Source organism: Gardnerella sp. KA00390 (genome assembly GCF_049244075.1).
Lineage (GTDB): Bacteria > Actinomycetota > Actinomycetes > Actinomycetales > Bifidobacteriaceae > Bifidobacterium > Bifidobacterium vaginale.
Map to the genome: position 1 here is coordinate 777,927 of NZ_CP058372.1, position 16,506 is coordinate 794,432.

Below are 16,506 nucleotides of genomic sequence, written 5' to 3' on the forward strand. Positions count from 1 at the left end.
TCGCGACTATGCATAGTCTGTAGCGAAATAACATATGATATTATTTCTATTAGGCTTGATATGTCAGGCAATAATGCGGTTTTTCTATTTTTTGAATTTTCGCATTGCTGAGAATTAATGCAAAATTAAGTAAGAAATTTTCTCTGCATTTGTTTGCGACTTAAGAAAATTTTGCGACTTATAAGCATATGAGCATAGGAATATAGGAATTAGGAGAGTGCATATGCCAACTCGTAGTCACGCAACTAGCATTGCTGAAAATGAATCTTCAAAACCTCGCATAACGGAGTTGGCTAAAAAGGCGGGGGTATCGCCTTCTACAATTTCAAAGGTTATTAACGGTAGAACTGGCGTTTCAGATGAGACTCGCAAAAAAGTAGAAGAAGTTCTTTTAAAAAGTGGGCGCGAGTATTCGCTTGTAAGCACTAAGGTATCTCCGACAATTGAATTATTAGTAGATTATGTGGCAAATAATGGCACGATTGAGATGATTACTTACGCATCTCGTTGGGCGCAAAGAGAAGGATTAGCTCTTACAGTCGCTCAAACCGATAATGGTAAGAAACGTGATGAATGTTTGCGTGGAATTGTAGATAGAAATCCTCTTGGTGTTATATCTCAAATGTCTGATCTTACGAAGAAAGATAAGGAATTTTTGCGTATGCGAAATATTCCGTTGATTATAATTGATCCCGTGTCTCTTTCTAATGGGGAAGATCACACGATTTCAATCGATAATTGGACAGGAGCTTATGAGCTTACAAAACATCTGATTAATATGGGGCATAAGAGAATAGGCGTTATAACTGGTCCTCTTAATGTTCAATCTGGTGTAGCCCGATTTGCTGGCTATAACGCTGCAATGGAGCAGTCTGGCTTGACGATTGATAAAGATTTGGTTAAAGAGGGGGATTATCTTCCTGAACGTGGCTATGAAATGGCTTGTAAGATTTTGGATTTGCCTGAAGAAAAGCGTCCTACTGCTATTTTCGCTTGCAACGATATTACAGCTGTAAATGTGTATCGCGCTGCTCGCGAGCGCGGTATTAAGTTAGGATCTGAGCTTTCTGTAGCTGGGTTTGATGACGTGTATCCTGCACAGTATTTGATGCCATCTTTAACAACCGTTAATCAGCCTTTTGATTCAATAGCAAAGAATGCTATTAGAATGATTCTTGAGATTAGGGAAGGTAAGGAGATTGAGAATCAACTGGTTCTTCCTGCGCATATTGTTATTCGAGAAAGTACTCAGACTGTTGTCGATTGATAGAAGAGTTATTAGATATAGAATTTGACTTATGATTTATGGCTTATGACATAAATCAAATAAATGTGGACGCAGCCTAAATCAAGATAAGTTGCGTCCACAAATATTGCGTATTTATTTATTATTTATTATTTTAGAAGACTACATCAAGCTTGTGTAAATCTTGCGAATGTCTTCCAAAGTGGCCTTGCGTGGGTTTCCTGGAGTGCAAACATCTGCCAAAGCGTCGTGGCTCAAGCCTTCAATATCTGCCTGTGTAGCTCCAACTTCGCTAATCTTAGTAGGATTTCCAAGCTTAACAGTTAAGTCGTGAACTGCCTTTACAGCAGCATTACGCACGGTTTCGAGGTCATCTGTGTATGCGTTTGGAACGTCGAATGCTGCAGCAATATCGCGATACTTTTCGCCACTGTAATCCTTGTTATATTCCATAACAGGAGCAAGTAAAATTCCGTTTGCAACGCCATGAGCAACGCCAAGGCGACCACCGAGTGGGTGAGCCATGCCGTGAACTAAGCCCAAACCAACGTTGGAGTATGCCATGCCAGTTATATAGCTTGCGTAAGCCATTTGTTCGCCTGCTGGAACGTCTCCATCTGCGCTCTTTGCAAGGTTTTGTGCAATCATGCGAATTGTTTGCAAAGACAGGCAATCCGAAAGGCTCCATGCACCTGGAGTAATGAAACCTTCGATTGCATGGGTGAGTGCGTCCAAACCAGTTGCAACTTTAAGCGAGCGTGGCATGGAATCGGTGAGATCTGGGTCTACGAATGCAACGATTGGAATATCGTGAGGGTCTACTGCAACGAATTTACGAAGCTTTGCAGTATCGGTAACAACATAGTTGATTGTTGTTTCGGATGCGGTTCCTGCGGTTGTTGGCACGCCAAAGATTGGAACAGAAGGATTCTTTGTATCTGCAACGCCTTCAAGAGAAAGAACGTCGCCAAACTCTGGGTTTGCTACAATAATTCCAATGCCTTTGCATGTATCTTGTGGAGAGCCGCCGCCAAGTCCAATAAGGAAGTCTGCTCCAGATACCTTGAACTTTTCTACACCGTCTTGAATGCATTCAACAGGTGGATTTGGCTTTACATTGTCGAATACTTCGTATGGAAGACCAGCTGATTCTAGAACGTCTGTAACTTTTTTAACGGTTCCAGTTTTTACAAGAACAGGATCTGTTACTACAAATGCTTTTTTAAAGCCGTGTGCTTTAGCAACGTTTGGAATCTCTTTGATTGCTCCGCGACCGAAGTAAGCAGTCTGATTGAAAATCATTCTATAGACCATGCGAAAATCTCCTTTGAGTTTCATATTGGCATACACCAAATTTTTGGTAGTCGTTTAATATTTTACAATATTGCATGACATTTGGCGAGTGTATTAAATAAGCTTTTTATTACTAAACTTAACAAATAAGCAATTAAAATGAACATAAACTAACTAATTTTATGCATTTTTATTTATTTTAGATATAAATAAGCACATTTATAAAAATTAGAGCACGTGATTTGCAATGAATATGTTGAAAGAAAAATATTAATCATGTTAAGAAAAATTCTTTAATTGATGGTGTTGTAGTTGCCAAATTGACTTATTTTGCATTAACTAATCGCTTGAAATGCAAATTTGAGCTTGTAGCATTAACAATCTTATGCAAGCTTCTCATACTAAAGTATGACGATTTTATATAAGAGCATTTTTATATCAAAATTTAATATCAAAATTCCTATTATTTCAATGAGAATATCAGCCTTACGCACTATAGAGAATGCGTTTTTAATCCCGTAAATTGTAATTGTAAGGTAATTCCAATACTTGTAAGGAACTGCAAAAGTAAGCGAGGTGCAAAATGAGTGTTGAAAATAGTCAAGATACGCGTTTTACGCAAATGAATTATTCCGCTCAAGAAGGTTTGATTGGCGAGACTGCGGTTGCAGCTTTGCATGTTGTTAAAGATTTTGGCAAGGGTGCAGGCATTGTTCACGCTTTGCGAGATGTAAGCGTTAGTTTCGAGCGCGGCAAGTTTACTGCGATTATGGGTCCTTCGGGTTCTGGAAAGTCAACTTTAATGCATTCTTTGGCTGGTCTTGACAGCGTTAATTCTGGAAAAGTTTTGGTTGACGGCCTAGATATTACAGGCATGAGTGATAAGCAGCTTACGCTTATGCGCCGCGAGATGGTTGGTTTTATTTTCCAAAGTTTTAATCTTCTTCCAATGTTTAGCGCTGAGCAAAATATTCTTATGCCTCTTACTTTGGCAGGCAAAAAGCCAGATAAGCAATGGTTTAATACTTTGGTTAATACTCTTGGCTTGCAAGATCGTTTAAAGCATAGGCCTGCTGAGCTTTCTGGTGGTCAGCGTCAACGCGTTGCAATTGCTCGAGCTTTAATCTCTAAGCCTTCCGTAGTTTTTGCAGACGAGCCTACTGGCAATCTCGACTCTGCTTCCAGCTTGGAAGTTTTGCATTTCTTGAAGAAGTCTGTAACGGAGCTTGGTCAAACTGTGATTATGGTTACTCACGACGCTGTTGCAGCGTCTTACGCGGATCGGGCAATCGTGTTTGCAGATGGTCAAATCGTTGAAGACGTGCAAAATCCTACTGCAGAAGGAATGAGCAAGATGCTTATGGAGCGTAGCGAGGCTGGCGTTAATAATCAGCCTGCTCAATTGCAATAAAAGGTGGTGAACTTAGAATGTGGAAAATCGCACTAAAACTTATGCGTAAAAGCGTGCGCATGCTAATCGCCTCTGGAATTGCAATTCTTATAGGCAGCATGTTTATGAGCGCTACTTTGCTTTTTGCAAACAGCGTTGATGACTTGATGGTTCGAAACGCAACAAATGAATTCGGTAGCGCAAATTATGCAATCTCATTTAGAAATCCTAACAGTTCTCCGAGTAGTGAAATTCATTATAAAGATCTTCATTTAGACGAAATATCGAAGATGCCTGGTGTTAACGGTATTCGTAGTGACGATGCTACTGCGCTTGTAAGAGTAGAAAAAGGTGATAAATCAGTTACGAGTATTGCTTGGTCTAATGGTTTGTATGGAAATCTTCCTGTGTATAAATCAACAGAAGGTAGAGATCCGCAAGAAATAAGCGAAATCACGCTTATTAAAAGTATTGCTAAATCAATACATGCAAATATTGGCGATACTATAACTTTGGTTAAAGTAGATGACACTGGCGGAGATAAAGAAAAATCGTACGATGTTCGTGTGGTTGGTCTTGTTGACGATGGAGAACATTCTCAAATACCATTTTCAAATCGCGGCACGTATCTTGGTGGCATAACGAACGATTTTTGTGCAAAACTCGAAAATATTGAGAATTTTGACAATCAAGTTGTGCAAAGCAAAGTGTACATGAGTATTGATGAATCTAAAATAAACGATTTATCTCCTAAGATTAACGCTTTGCTTCCTTCGAGATTCTCTCTTATGTCTAGGCACGAAGTTGGTGTGAGATCTGTTCGAAATGTGTCTAACGGCACTAATTTTGTGACTATGTTTTTGCTATCTTTTGGTATTCTAGCGTTGCTTATTTCTTCGCTTGTTATAGCAAACACATTCCAAGTGCTGGTTGCTCAACGCAGACGAACTCTTGCGCTTTTGCGCGTAATTGGCGCACAATCTCACCAGCTTTATGCTGCAGTTTTGCTTGAAGCTGCAATACTTGGAGTTATTTCCGCGGCTGTTGGTGTGCTTTGCGCAATCGGATTTATGGGCGCAATTAGTAACGTGAATATTAATTCTGGACCGTTATCTAAGATTCCTTTGATTGTTTCACTTCCGGCAATTGTGTGGCCAATAGCAATTGGCACGATTGTAACAGTTCTTGCGTCTATGAGTGCTGCGCGATCTGCTACAAAAGTAACGCCTATGGAAGCGCTACGACCAATGGATTTGATTAAAGATAAGCGTGCAAGCATTATTCGCGCTGTTTTTGGCGTTCTGTTTATTGTTGTAGGTATTTTAGCTACTGCTTTAAGTGCTACTTCTTTAGCGAGTATGATTGCTGGGAAGTCACCTAATGCTGGTTCTGACTCTTGGATGACTTTGCTTGGAGCAATGTTTGGTTGTGCGCTTGTTTTCATCGGAATTATTATTACAGCAACATTCTGGATGCCGTTCGCTATGAAGGCAACTGGCGCAATCATGGCACTTTGTGGGCCTGCTTCTAAAGTTGCCAACGCAAACGTGCAACGAAACCCTAGAAGAGTTGCAGCAACTGGAACGGCTTTGCTTATTGGCGTAACGCTTGTTTCTACAGTAGTAACGGGCGCAATATGTGGTAAAGCAACTCTTAAAGGTGTTGTTGATGACCGTTACAGTGTTGACATTATTATTCAAGGCAAGAATGTTGATGAATCTCTAGCTGCCGATATTTCAAAGATTAGTGGAATAAAGCATACTGAGTTGCTTCCTGCAGTTCCTATGACTTTTAAGAACGCTAAGGGCAAAACTGAGTATGCTATGGCAGTTGGAGTTGATAATGTAAATCAACTTAAAAATGTAATGCACACTGACCTTGATGGCGTTAATATAAACAAAGATTCTATACTTTTGCCTAAGTTTAATGAAGAAGGTGGAGAACCTTTTGAGCTTAAAAAAGGAAACCTTGATCTGCAAGCTTACGTAGAAAAGTACAGTTCTGGTGAAACAGACAGTGATAATATTACGCCATTTACTGGCACGAATACAGACTCTAGTAATAACGATAAGAGCATTACTGTAAAGCAAGTTCAGTTTAAGAAGTATAGAAATGTTAATATATATTCAAGGAATACTGCTTTTGTTAGCAAATCTTACTTCAATAACTACCTTAAGCCTACAACGCATATTCTGCTCATTTCGGTAGATTCTAGCAAAGCTAATCTTGTAGATATTGTTAAAAATATTAGAAATATTACATCTAGCTATGCGGAGGTTATGGCTGCTGGAAGCGTGTTTGAGCGAGCGCAGTGGGAGAGTGCTATCGACGTAATGATGATGTTGCTTGTTGGCTTAATAGCAGTAGCTGTTGTGATTGCTTTAATAGGCGTTGCAAACACATTAAGCTTGTCTGTTATTGAGAGAACCAAAGAATCTGCAACTTTGCGCGCAATAGGCATGACAAGAGGCCAGGTTAGAAGATCTCTTGCGTTGGAAGCAACGTTGATTTCCTTAACAAGCACCGTTTCTGGCTTGATTGTTGGAACAGTGTTTGGGTGGATTGGATCCTACATGGTGTTTAGCGTAATTGGCAAAGTTCCGTTTGTAGTTGATTGGGCTATTTACGCGGTTCTTGCTCTAATCGCTTTGCTTGCAGCGCTTCTTTCTAGCGTTCTTCCGGCTCGTAGAGCAGTGAAGTCTTCGCCAGTAGTTGCGCTCGCAGAAGAATAAACTATATGTTGTTATAACATATATTAAGTTAATTATAAAAACAGAAATAATGCTGGTGTAGTTGTGCATCAGCATTATTTTTTTCTACATAACGTGCGACACGCAGAAAAAATAATGTGATGTACATCAAAAAAATAAATAAATTTTATGCATAAAATACAATTGTTTAGATATTATTAATATGGATTTATATTTTTATCGGGAAAATCGAAAAAATTAAGTATTAAATATTTGTTATAACAAGTTAATCGAAAAATTTTTCGATTATTTGACGTTGGAATCTTATTTATTTCTCTGTTATGCTCTTTGGTTGACTGCTGACATAAGCATAAATTAAATATGAGGCCGCTACGAGCAAGGAGTAGAAGAATATGGTAACGGTCAATAAAAAATCTGCCGCAGTGATTGCAGGAATCGTGTTGTTATTAATGCAAAGCCCAATGCCAGCGTGGGCACAAGAAGCTGTAAGTGGATCAGAACCAAATAATGTTGTCGATGCTTCTGATAACAAATTCGGTAAATTAGAAGATTTAGATTTGGGTGCTAAAGATCCAGAGACACAAGATGAATTACTTTCTAGTCGTAAAAGTGCAAAAAATAATTTAAAGATTTATGAAAACAAGTTAAAAGAATTAGAAATAAAAGTTAAGACTTTAAATGAACTTGTAAAAAAAGAATTGGAAGATAGTAATAATAAAACTGATAAAATTGAAGAATTAGAACGCAGAATGGAATCTGCTTCTGAATCTGATTTTGATCGTCTTAATGGAGAGAAAATCAAGCTAGATGAAGATAGAAAAAATATAGAAAACAATCTTAGAGACAATACTAAAAAGTTGAATTCTGCTGAAGAGGATTTGAGAAAATATAATATATATTCACAAAATGCAAGGCAACAAGTAGCAGAATATGAACGAAAACTTAAGGATAATTTTGGTGTAGATATCAATGATCTTAATAAGGAAGAAAATAAGGTTCAAGAAGAAACAATGAAGCCGGATTCTCCTACACCAGCTCCACGTACAGAGTCAGATACTACAGTTGATACGCCAAATGACTCTACTAAGTCGAAGAAAGAAGTTGAGAAGTCCATTCCAGAAGTAAAATCTCCAGATACTAAAGTTATTGAAGAAAAAGCTGCACAAGAAAAAGATTCTGTGCAGACTCAGCCGAAGGATTCTAAAGTTGATTCGCGGTCTTCAGATAATAAATTTGCATCTTCTGAATATAGATCTTCGCAAGTAGAATCATTAGAATCTAAGAAATCTAAAGCGAAGAGTGTTGAAGTTGAATCGACTACTTCTTCATCTGTAGCAGCACGCCCAGCAGAATCCTCTGTAACACCATTTGCTCCAGTTTCTGAATCAAAGGTTATCCCACAGAATGCTACATCCAAGGAAATTCCTGCGGCTTCTGTTGGAAACTCACAAAATGCATCTGCTGTTTCTCCTGCGTCAGATGTTTCTGCTGCTTCCGCAAATGTGAGCACTACTGCATCAGTTGCAGCGCAGACAGCATCGCCAGTATCTCATCCAGCAGAATCCGAAGCAAATAACGCTTCTAGTAGCGAAAAAAGCGATTCTCAAAATACTGAAGAAGATAAAAAAGATGAAAATACGGAAAATGAAGAGGTAAAAGAAGATTCCAAAGCTGTTGAAGAAGCCGATAAGTTATCTGAAGCTAAAAGCGATAACGCAAAAGCACCATCGAACAACAATAATCTTGTAGTTGCTGGCGCTGTTGTAGGAACAATGGCAATAGGTGGTTCTGCAGCTGCAGGTATTTATATGAGTCGCGGTGGCAAAATTCGCTTTTCTAAATAAAACTTAGGATTGCTGATAATTAAATACAGATAGCTAAAATAGCTTAATGCGAATATAAATAGCACAAATAATATAAAAAAATTAAAATGCGGTTGCAATTCGATCGTTCAATGGAGAATAGATTAATTTTGCAGCCGCATTATTTTATAGAAAAGATTTATTGTTTATAAGAACAGCCGCATTATTTTTTATTTTTATAAGAATAATTAAACAAGACCATTTTCGTAAGCGAACACAACAGCTTGAACTCTGTCTCTTGCGTCGATTTTTCCAAAATATGAGCAACATGCGTTTTAACTGTTGGCAAGCTAATAAACAGTTTATCAGCAATCTCTTGGTTAGACAGTCCGTGAGCAATTTCAATGAGTACTTCGCGCTCGCGATCTGTTAAATCATTTAAGTAAGAATTGTAAGCGTTTGCGTTTTGTTTGCTTCTAGACGCATTTTCTGTATTTTCTTCTTCCGATGCAATACTTTCGTTGCTCGGCTTAGAAATCATCGACTCAATTAAGCGCTTTGTAGCAGTTGGAGCAATAATTGCGTTTCCTTGATACACAGTTCGTATTGAATTAAGCAATGTTTCTGGCTCTGTATCTTTAAGCAAGAATCCAGATGCGCCCGTATGAATTGCAGCCATAACGTATTCGTCTAAATCAAAAGTTGTTAAAATAATAATGTGCGTGTTGCTATTAGCATCTTCTTGCAAAATTTTGCGAGTTGCTTCCAAGCCGTCCATGTTAGGCATGCGCACGTCCATCAAAATAACGTCTGGATTTTCCTTTGACGCAACTTCTACAATTTCATTGCCATTTGAAGCTTGCGCAACAACTTGCATGTCTTTTTGCGAGTTGATTACCATAGCAAATCCTGCGCGCACAAGCTCCTGATCGTCTGCTATTGCTACGCGAATTACTTCATTGTTTTCCATATGTTCCATAGTATCAACTTACTGTTGCTTATTTAATGTGTTGTGTTTAATGCGTTGTGTTGAATTTGCTCATCAAGTGGTGCAGCAGGGCGAACCGCAATCTCAGAAACATTTGCACTATTATTTGCTGAATTAACGCTTGATCCTGTTTCTCGCAAAATTCCAAGCAATTTTCGCATATATTTTAGTGCTGAACGACCTTCGTCACTAATATTTTTGAAAGCTTTACTAATTGCTTCACTTTGTTCTTGTAGTTGCTCAGGTTCTTTTGACTTTTGATTTTCTGCATTACTATTTGTTTTTTCGTATTTATTAAGCATATCAATTCCGCTATTTGCGGCATCAATTACTTTATGCAATGTAACTGCAACTTTTTGCTGAATATTTGCGCTAATACGCTGCCTTTCGGCATTTGCTGCAAGTACTTCTAGCTGTTTTTGTTCTTGTTCTAATTCTGTTCTGCGCGCTTTTAGAATCAGCAAATTATTGTCATCGTTTCTGCGGTAATAAGCAAATGCAATAGCAGCAAAACAAATTAATGCAACTATAAAACCAAAAATTAATCCTACGGACGCCATTTGCATAATGTCATAAAAATTAGTTGTGTACGCATTAGATGCAAAAAATCGTATTGGAGTTTCATTTTGTGGAATATTTTTTGATGCAACACCAATTTTTACAGCAAAAATAGCAGATTCGGCGAGCACTACTGCGCTAACCCATTGCCATGCGTGCTTTTTGCCATAGAGCACAGCCGCATAAACAATGGTTGGTATAAAGAAATTAGCAAATAAAATATTAGGCAAGCATATAAGTTGTATTGCAGAAAATGCTGCTGCAACAATTGCGCACGTAGTCGGAGCTTTTCTACGAAACATAAATGGAATCATAGTAGTAAGCGTAAGTATTCTATAAAGTATTTGTAATGAAAGCGAGCTTGAATATTGTGAAGTCATTCCAGTTCCAACAGTAAAATCGTAAGTTGGTATAAAAAGCATTAGAACAGTCCAAGGTGATGCATAAATAACATCGCCAATAAGCCAATGTTGTTCAAACCATTGTGATACTTTCTCAATCCTATTTTGTGAATTATTTGTCGCTGGCAAAACTTTTGATGAGGTTTTATCGCTTGTATTTTCTGGTTTTTCTTGCGTTGATAATGGATTATTAACTTTTACGTTTTTATAACTAACATTAGGAATACTATTTAGTGCAGAAGCAGTAGTGTTTGATTGGTCTGTGCTGTAAGAATATGGAATAAAAGCAACAATACTAAATGTTCCATCATTGAGTTTTCCATAATCAAGCGTTCCGTGAAGATTTTCAATGCGCTCTTTCATGCCAATCAAACCATAACCATTTTTATGTGGCACACCACTATTTTGCTCTTGATTAGCTTCAAGCTTGTGTACTTCGTTTGTGATTTTTAGTGTTAATCCTTGTTCGTTCCACTGTTCGTGAATGTTTATTTTAATGCCATTTCCTGCGTGCTTCCGAATATTAGTAAGAGATTCTTGAATAATGCGGTATGCAACGGTTTGTGCGTCCGTGTTAAGTCTATTTTGAGAATTTATGCCATCAACAGTGTGCCAAAAAATGTTATTAGGAGATGCAATTTTTGCTTGCTCAATAAGCGAAGGTATGTGATTAAAATCCAATTGAGCGGATGGAGCGTCTGTTAAAGCCTCTAGCAGTCGACGCATGTCGTGAACGGCGCGCTCTGCTTCGTTTTTAATAATATGCATTGTTTTTTTAGCAAGCGAAATATCTTTGGTTGCTGCATAACGACCACCATCTGCTTGAACAATAATAATAGAAAGCGTGTGAGCAACAATATCGTGCATATCTCTTGCGATTCTAGCGCGCTCTGCAGTAACAGCAATATTTTGAGCTTTCTTTCGGTACGCGCGAATAGCATTATTGTTCTCTTGTAAAAGTTGAATAGTATGCACGTGAGTGCGCTGCCAGTAGCCAATAATAACCGTAATTGTAGTAATAATAATCGCAAAAATTATGGAAGGAATTGCAAAATCAAGTACATTTGAAAAGCAGTTTCTTATGTTGCTGCTATTTATATTTTGTACACTACAAGAATAACTAGCTTTTAAATGATTGATGCCATATATTGGCCCCATTACAATATTCCACGATATTGCTGCGCAAGATAATACTGTTGTTACGTAAGCTGCAATAACAAAAGCTTTTGAATGTTCTGGATTTCCGCGAGCAATAGCATTAACAAGCAGCACAAAACCAAAGAAATCAGCAAAAAGTTGAGTAGGGCCAAATATTACTTGCAAAATGCATGCAACAATAAAAATAACAGCTGTGTGTTCGGGCCATATTCTTCGTACTGAAAGTAATGATGCAACAACAATATTTATAAGATAGGTTGTAATTAGTGAACTTTGCGTCAAGAATCCGTCAACATTGTTTATAGGATACCGATTGCTTGAAAGTGTAAAAAGAATAAGTGGAATAATGCCCCACAATATATCGTTTAGCGTAAGCTCAGTGCGTAAGCGTTGTATGGCTTTGTTAAACGTGTGAGATATTTTCATAACTACTAGGCTAGTACACGGCACTTTATAGAACAATCGAACTTTAGTATGATTTATGTAAGAGTGTGTATTTTTGTATGTGATTTGTTATTGCAACGTTGCATGCGAGTGCAGAAAGGAATGTTTACAATGGCACTGCTAGCAAAGTATTACGTACCAGGATTGTATGTAGAAGAGCGCGCAATCGATGTTCCTTTAGACTGGGAGCAAAACACTCCAGGCGATTCTATTAAAGGGGAGAAGATTCGCCTATTTTGCAGGGTTATTAGTGCTCCAGAACATGCGCATGACGATTTGCCTTTGCTAGTGTTTTTGCAAGGAGGCCCAGGCGGTCAGTGCCCTCGTCCGCTTTCGCCGTCTAGCGATGGTTGGATTCAAGAGGCAATTAAGCATTTTCGTGTTGTTCTTCCAGACCAGCGTGGCGTTGGGCGCTCTTCTAGAGTAGATGCTTCTACGATTAAGCGCATGGCAGACGACGGCGTGAGTGTAGAGAGGCAAGCATGGTATTTAAAGCGATTCTTAGCTGATTCTATTATTCGCGATTTTGAGCATTTGCGCTTAACTGAGTTTAATGCAAAGCCGTGGGTTTCTTTGGGTCAAAGTTATGGTGGATTCTTAACGCTTACGTATTTGTCTCTTTTCCCACAGGGCTTACTTGCAAGCTTTACAACGGGCGGTATTCCTCACATTCCAGCTAATGCTCTAGAAGTTTACGAGCACACGTTCCCGCGTATGGCTAGAAAAACTGAGCAATTCTACGAGCGTTATCCGCAGGATGTTGCGCGCGCTGCAGCTATTGCAGATAGGATTTCTCAAGGAGATGTTTTCTTGCCTAATGGCGAAAAGCTTACGGTTGAGCGCTTTCAGACTCTTGGTTCATCTTTTGGCATGAAGCCAAGTTTTGAAAGAGTTCATTGGCTTATTGACTCTGCATTTTCGGATGGAGATGGCTCTCTTAAGGCGTTTAAACATGGTGGTGGAACAGCAGATGGCTATTTAAGCGATGAGTTTCTTTATGGCGTTATGGATGCAACATCTTCTAGTCCGCTATATTGGCCACTACAAGAGTTCATTTATGCGGATTGTGAATTAGATCATCCAATTCGTTGGGCAGCTCAGCAAGTTCGAGAAACAATGCCAGAGTTTGCTGGTAGCGCGCGTCCGCTTTTGTTTACTGGCGAAGCTGTGTTCCCGTGGATGTTTGATCAGCAAAAAGCTTTGCAACCGTTCTTGCCAGCTGTTGATTGCATGATGAACGATATGCAATTTGGCAAGATTTACGACTTAGATCAACTCGCAAATAATGAAGTTCCTTTGCAAGCAGCGGTTTATTTCGATGACTTGTATGTTGATTCTGGTCTTCAGCTAGACACTTTGTCTCATATTTCTAACTCTCATTATTGGACTACTAACGAGTTTGAGCACGATGGTGTTCATGGAAACTTTGTGTTCCGTCATTTGCTAGAAGAGGCAAAGAATCGTGGAGATTTAGAGACTATATATAAGTGATATAAGTCGTATAAGTAACTTTTGATTAAAGTACCTAACAAATGATTAGATATACAAGTTGTATGTACAAATGATTAGATGCTTAATAAAAAGTTAGTGTTTAGTTTATTGTTTACTTATTAGGGAGATTTGTTAATGAGTTCTAACTCAATTGGAACCGTTGGATTTATTGGCTTTGGAAACATGGCTCAAGCGATTGCGCAAGGCTTGATTCGCGCTAATGTTTTGCAAGGAAAAGATATGGTTGCATGCGCAGCCCACTTTGAAAAACTTGTTAATACTACGAGCAAATTTGGAGTAAAAGCGTTAAAAAGCGCGTGTGAAGTTTGTGATGCTAGTGATATTTTAATTCTGGCTGTAAAACCAAATCAGATTGAAGAAGTTCTGCATCCTATTGCAAAAACTATTGTGGACAGAAAAATAGCAATCATATCCGTTGCAGCAGGCTGGAGTCTTAAGCATTACCAGAATCTACTTGGCAAAGATGCTAACGTGCAATGCATTATTCCAAACACGCCAATCGCAGTTTGCCAAGGAGTTACTTTAGCAGAAGACGAAAATACGCTAACCGATAGTCAGCTAGAAGCTTTTAATGCGATTTTTAATCCGATTTCTTTAGTCGAGCGAGTAGATAGCGAGCACATAAATATTGCAATGTGTGTTTCTAGTTGTGCTCCGGCTTTTACTGCTATGTACATGGAAGCTTTAGCGGATGCTGGCGTAAAGTATGGTCTAAAGCGAGATTGCGCATATCGTTTGGCTGCAAAGATGATTGAGGGAGTCGGTGCTCTGTATATGGATACTCGCATTCATCCAGGCGTTATGAAAGACGCTGTATGTTCTCCTGGCGGCACTACGATTCGAGGTGTTTCAAAGCTAGAATCGTGTGGTTTTAGGGGAGATGTTATTAGCGCGGTTGATGCAATTCAACAAAAATAAAACAATACGAGTATAGTAGAGTCGTCAATTCCTCTAGCTGGTCTAAAGTAGGTAATTATGTCTTTAACAATTGGAATCGTAGGTTTACCTAACGTTGGTAAATCGACTATGTTTAATGCTCTAACAAGAAATAACGTTTTAGCAGAAAATTATCCGTTTGCAACAATCGAACCAAATACTGGTATTGTGCCTTTGCCAGACAAACGTTTGCCTGTTTTAGCGAAGCTTGTTAAAACCGAGAAAATAGTTCCAGCAACCGTTACATTTGTTGATATTGCAGGAATCGTTAAGGGTGCAAGCGAAGGCGAAGGCTTGGGCAACAAGTTTCTTGCTAATATTCGTGAAGCAGATGCCATTTGCGAAGTTGTTCGTGCATTTAACGATGATGACATTGTGCATGTTAATGGCAAGGTAGATCCAGCAGACGATATTGACACAATCAACACGGAGCTTATTCTTGCTGATTTGCAAACAATCGAGAATGCTTTGCCAAAGTTAGAAAAAGATTTACGTGGCAAAAAAGTTACTCAAGAATACGTAAATGCTGTAAATAAGGCTAAGGAAATTCTTGAATCTGGTAAGACGATTGATCAGGCTCATAATGAGAAGTTGATTAATAAAGACGACGTTTACGATTTGCATTTGCTTACTGCTAAGCCTTTTATTTACGTGTTTAACGTTGACGATTCGGAGCTTTCGGATGACTCTTTAAAGTCTAAGCTGGCGGCATCTGTAGCTCCAGCAAAGGCTATTTTCTTGAATGCGCAATTTGAGTCGGAGCTTACTGAGCTTGATGAAGAAGATGCTCGAGAAATGTTGGCTGATGCGGGCTTGCAAGAATCTGGATTGGATCAGCTTGCGCGCGTTGGCTTTGATATTCTAGGTCTTCAAACCTATTTGACGGCTGGCGTTAAAGAAGTTCACGCATGGCAAATTCATAAGGGTTGGACAGCTCCGCAAGCTGCAGGCGTTATCCACACTGATTTTGAGCGTGGATTTATTAAAGCAGAAGTTGTTTCTTACGATGATTTTGTTGAGGCTCAAGGCTCAATGGCAAAAATCAAGGAAGAAGGAAAGCTTCGTCTTGAAGGACGCGATTATGTTATGCAAGACGGAGATATTGTTGAATTTAAGTTTAATGTGTGATTGTCTAAACAATTCGTCTAAACAATAATCATATTAATGTGTAACGGCGCTGCTTAGGTACTGTAGTATAGTATCAAAGTAGCGCCTTTTATCTTGTTTATTATGGAGATTTTATGAATATATTTTGTGCTTTAAAAAGCGTTCTAAGGTCACTTATTGCGCGATTAGTGAAATATATTATTAGCTTAAAATCTCCAGAAAATCGCAAAATTTTCTATAAGCGCGTTTCTACTGTTCTAGTTATTTTAATCTTTTTCAGCTTTGTCGGTTTTCAGGTATCTCACGTAATTGAAGAAGCAAATAGTCGAATCTCTAATAACACAAAATCTTATTATTCAAAACGCAAAAACAATAAGAGTAATAAAAACAATAAAAAATCTAAAACAAAGATAGATTATTCAAATAAGTCTTTAGATAATCCATTAATTAAATCTTCTGATTTATGGAAAATTCCTACAGGAGGTCAGTATCCGAATCTTTCTGGGGTTGATGCAAATCATTTACACGTAAAAGTAAATCTTAAAAAACAACGTGTTTATATTTATGCGAATAATAATCTTGTTTATACGATGATTGTTAGTGCTGGAATGGATGAATCAACTCCTAAAGGTGATTATAAAATTGGTGCGCGAGGTGACCATTTTTATAATGATAGAGAAAAGATGGGTGGCGACTACTGGGTTGGCTTTATAGGTTCCGAATATTTATTCCACTCTGTGCCAACCAGGTTTAATTTTGGTGATTATATTGTTCCAGAGGCTCAAAAGCTGGGTGTTCCTGCATCTCATGGATGTGTTCGATTAAGTGTGCCTGACTCTAAGTGGTTCTATTCGTATATTCCAGATGGAACTTCTGTACACATTGAATAACTAAAATATTTATTGATTATATATGCAAAGAGGATTCCCTTAAAGGGAATCCTCTTGTTTCTTTTATGAT

10 protein-coding genes and 1 pseudogene are annotated in these 16,506 nt (G+C 38.4%); 8 read left to right on the forward strand and 3 right to left on the reverse strand.

Annotation, left to right across the window (positions count from 1 at the left end):
* The first annotated feature begins 223 nt into the window (after positions 1-223).
* Positions 224-1,267 (forward strand): LacI family DNA-binding transcriptional regulator, encoded by a 1,044-nt coding sequence (locus HXT53_RS03060; protein ID WP_103013145.1) that lies wholly within the window; start codon positions 224-226, stop codon positions 1,265-1,267.
* A 141-nt stretch (positions 1,268-1,408) separates the two neighbouring features.
* Here the strand turns inward: HXT53_RS03060 and fucO are convergent, their stop codons facing one another.
* Positions 1,409-2,560: a lactaldehyde reductase gene (gene fucO / locus HXT53_RS03065; RefSeq protein WP_248898722.1), complete on the reverse strand. Its 1,152-nt coding sequence runs from the start codon at positions 2,558-2,560 to the stop codon at positions 1,409-1,411.
* 562 nt (positions 2,561-3,122) lie between these two features.
* Here fucO and HXT53_RS03070 point away from each other — a divergent pair.
* The 3 genes from HXT53_RS03070 (at position 3,123) to HXT53_RS03080 (ending at position 8,484) form a co-directional block, all read left to right on the forward strand.
* Positions 3,123-3,950, forward strand: coding sequence for an ABC transporter ATP-binding protein (locus HXT53_RS03070; protein ID WP_004111879.1), 828 nt, complete (start codon positions 3,123-3,125; stop codon positions 3,948-3,950).
* Positions 3,951-3,967: 17 nt separating this feature from the next.
* On the forward strand, positions 3,968-6,661 hold the full coding sequence (locus HXT53_RS03075) for an ABC transporter permease (protein WP_421780664.1): 2,694 nt from the start codon (positions 3,968-3,970) through the stop codon (positions 6,659-6,661).
* Between the two features lie 371 nt (positions 6,662-7,032).
* A complete protein-coding gene (locus HXT53_RS03080) occupies positions 7,033-8,484 on the forward strand; it encodes a hypothetical protein (protein ID WP_004111876.1) in 1,452 nt (483 codons plus the stop codon).
* Positions 8,485-8,690: 206 nt separating this feature from the next.
* Here HXT53_RS03080 and HXT53_RS03085 read toward each other — a convergent pair.
* Together HXT53_RS03085 and HXT53_RS03090 are read right to left on the reverse strand one after the other, a co-directional pair.
* Positions 8,691-9,421, reverse strand: a pseudogene (locus HXT53_RS03085) (response regulator).
* Positions 9,422-9,444: 23 nt separating this feature from the next.
* Positions 9,445-11,973 (reverse strand): sensor histidine kinase, encoded by a 2,529-nt coding sequence (locus HXT53_RS03090; RefSeq protein WP_004115295.1) that lies wholly within the window; start codon positions 11,971-11,973, stop codon positions 9,445-9,447.
* A gap of 129 nt (positions 11,974-12,102) precedes the next feature.
* Between HXT53_RS03090 and HXT53_RS03095 the strand changes: the two genes are divergently transcribed.
* The 4 genes from HXT53_RS03095 (at position 12,103) to HXT53_RS03110 (ending at position 16,436) form a co-directional block, all read left to right on the forward strand.
* Complete coding sequence (locus HXT53_RS03095) at positions 12,103-13,482, forward strand: alpha/beta fold hydrolase (RefSeq protein WP_421780666.1); 1,380 nt, start codon at positions 12,103-12,105, stop codon at positions 13,480-13,482.
* Between the two features lie 135 nt (positions 13,483-13,617).
* On the forward strand, positions 13,618-14,421 hold the full coding sequence (proC, locus tag HXT53_RS03100; protein ID WP_004115289.1) for a pyrroline-5-carboxylate reductase: 804 nt from the start codon (positions 13,618-13,620) through the stop codon (positions 14,419-14,421).
* A gap of 57 nt (positions 14,422-14,478) precedes the next feature.
* Positions 14,479-15,567 (forward strand): redox-regulated ATPase YchF, encoded by a 1,089-nt coding sequence (gene ychF / locus HXT53_RS03105; RefSeq protein ID WP_004111854.1) that lies wholly within the window; start codon positions 14,479-14,481, stop codon positions 15,565-15,567.
* 113 nt (positions 15,568-15,680) lie between these two features.
* Positions 15,681-16,436, forward strand: coding sequence for a L,D-transpeptidase (locus tag HXT53_RS03110; RefSeq protein ID WP_004115287.1), 756 nt, complete (start codon positions 15,681-15,683; stop codon positions 16,434-16,436).
* The last annotated feature ends 70 nt before the right edge of the window (positions 16,437-16,506 follow it).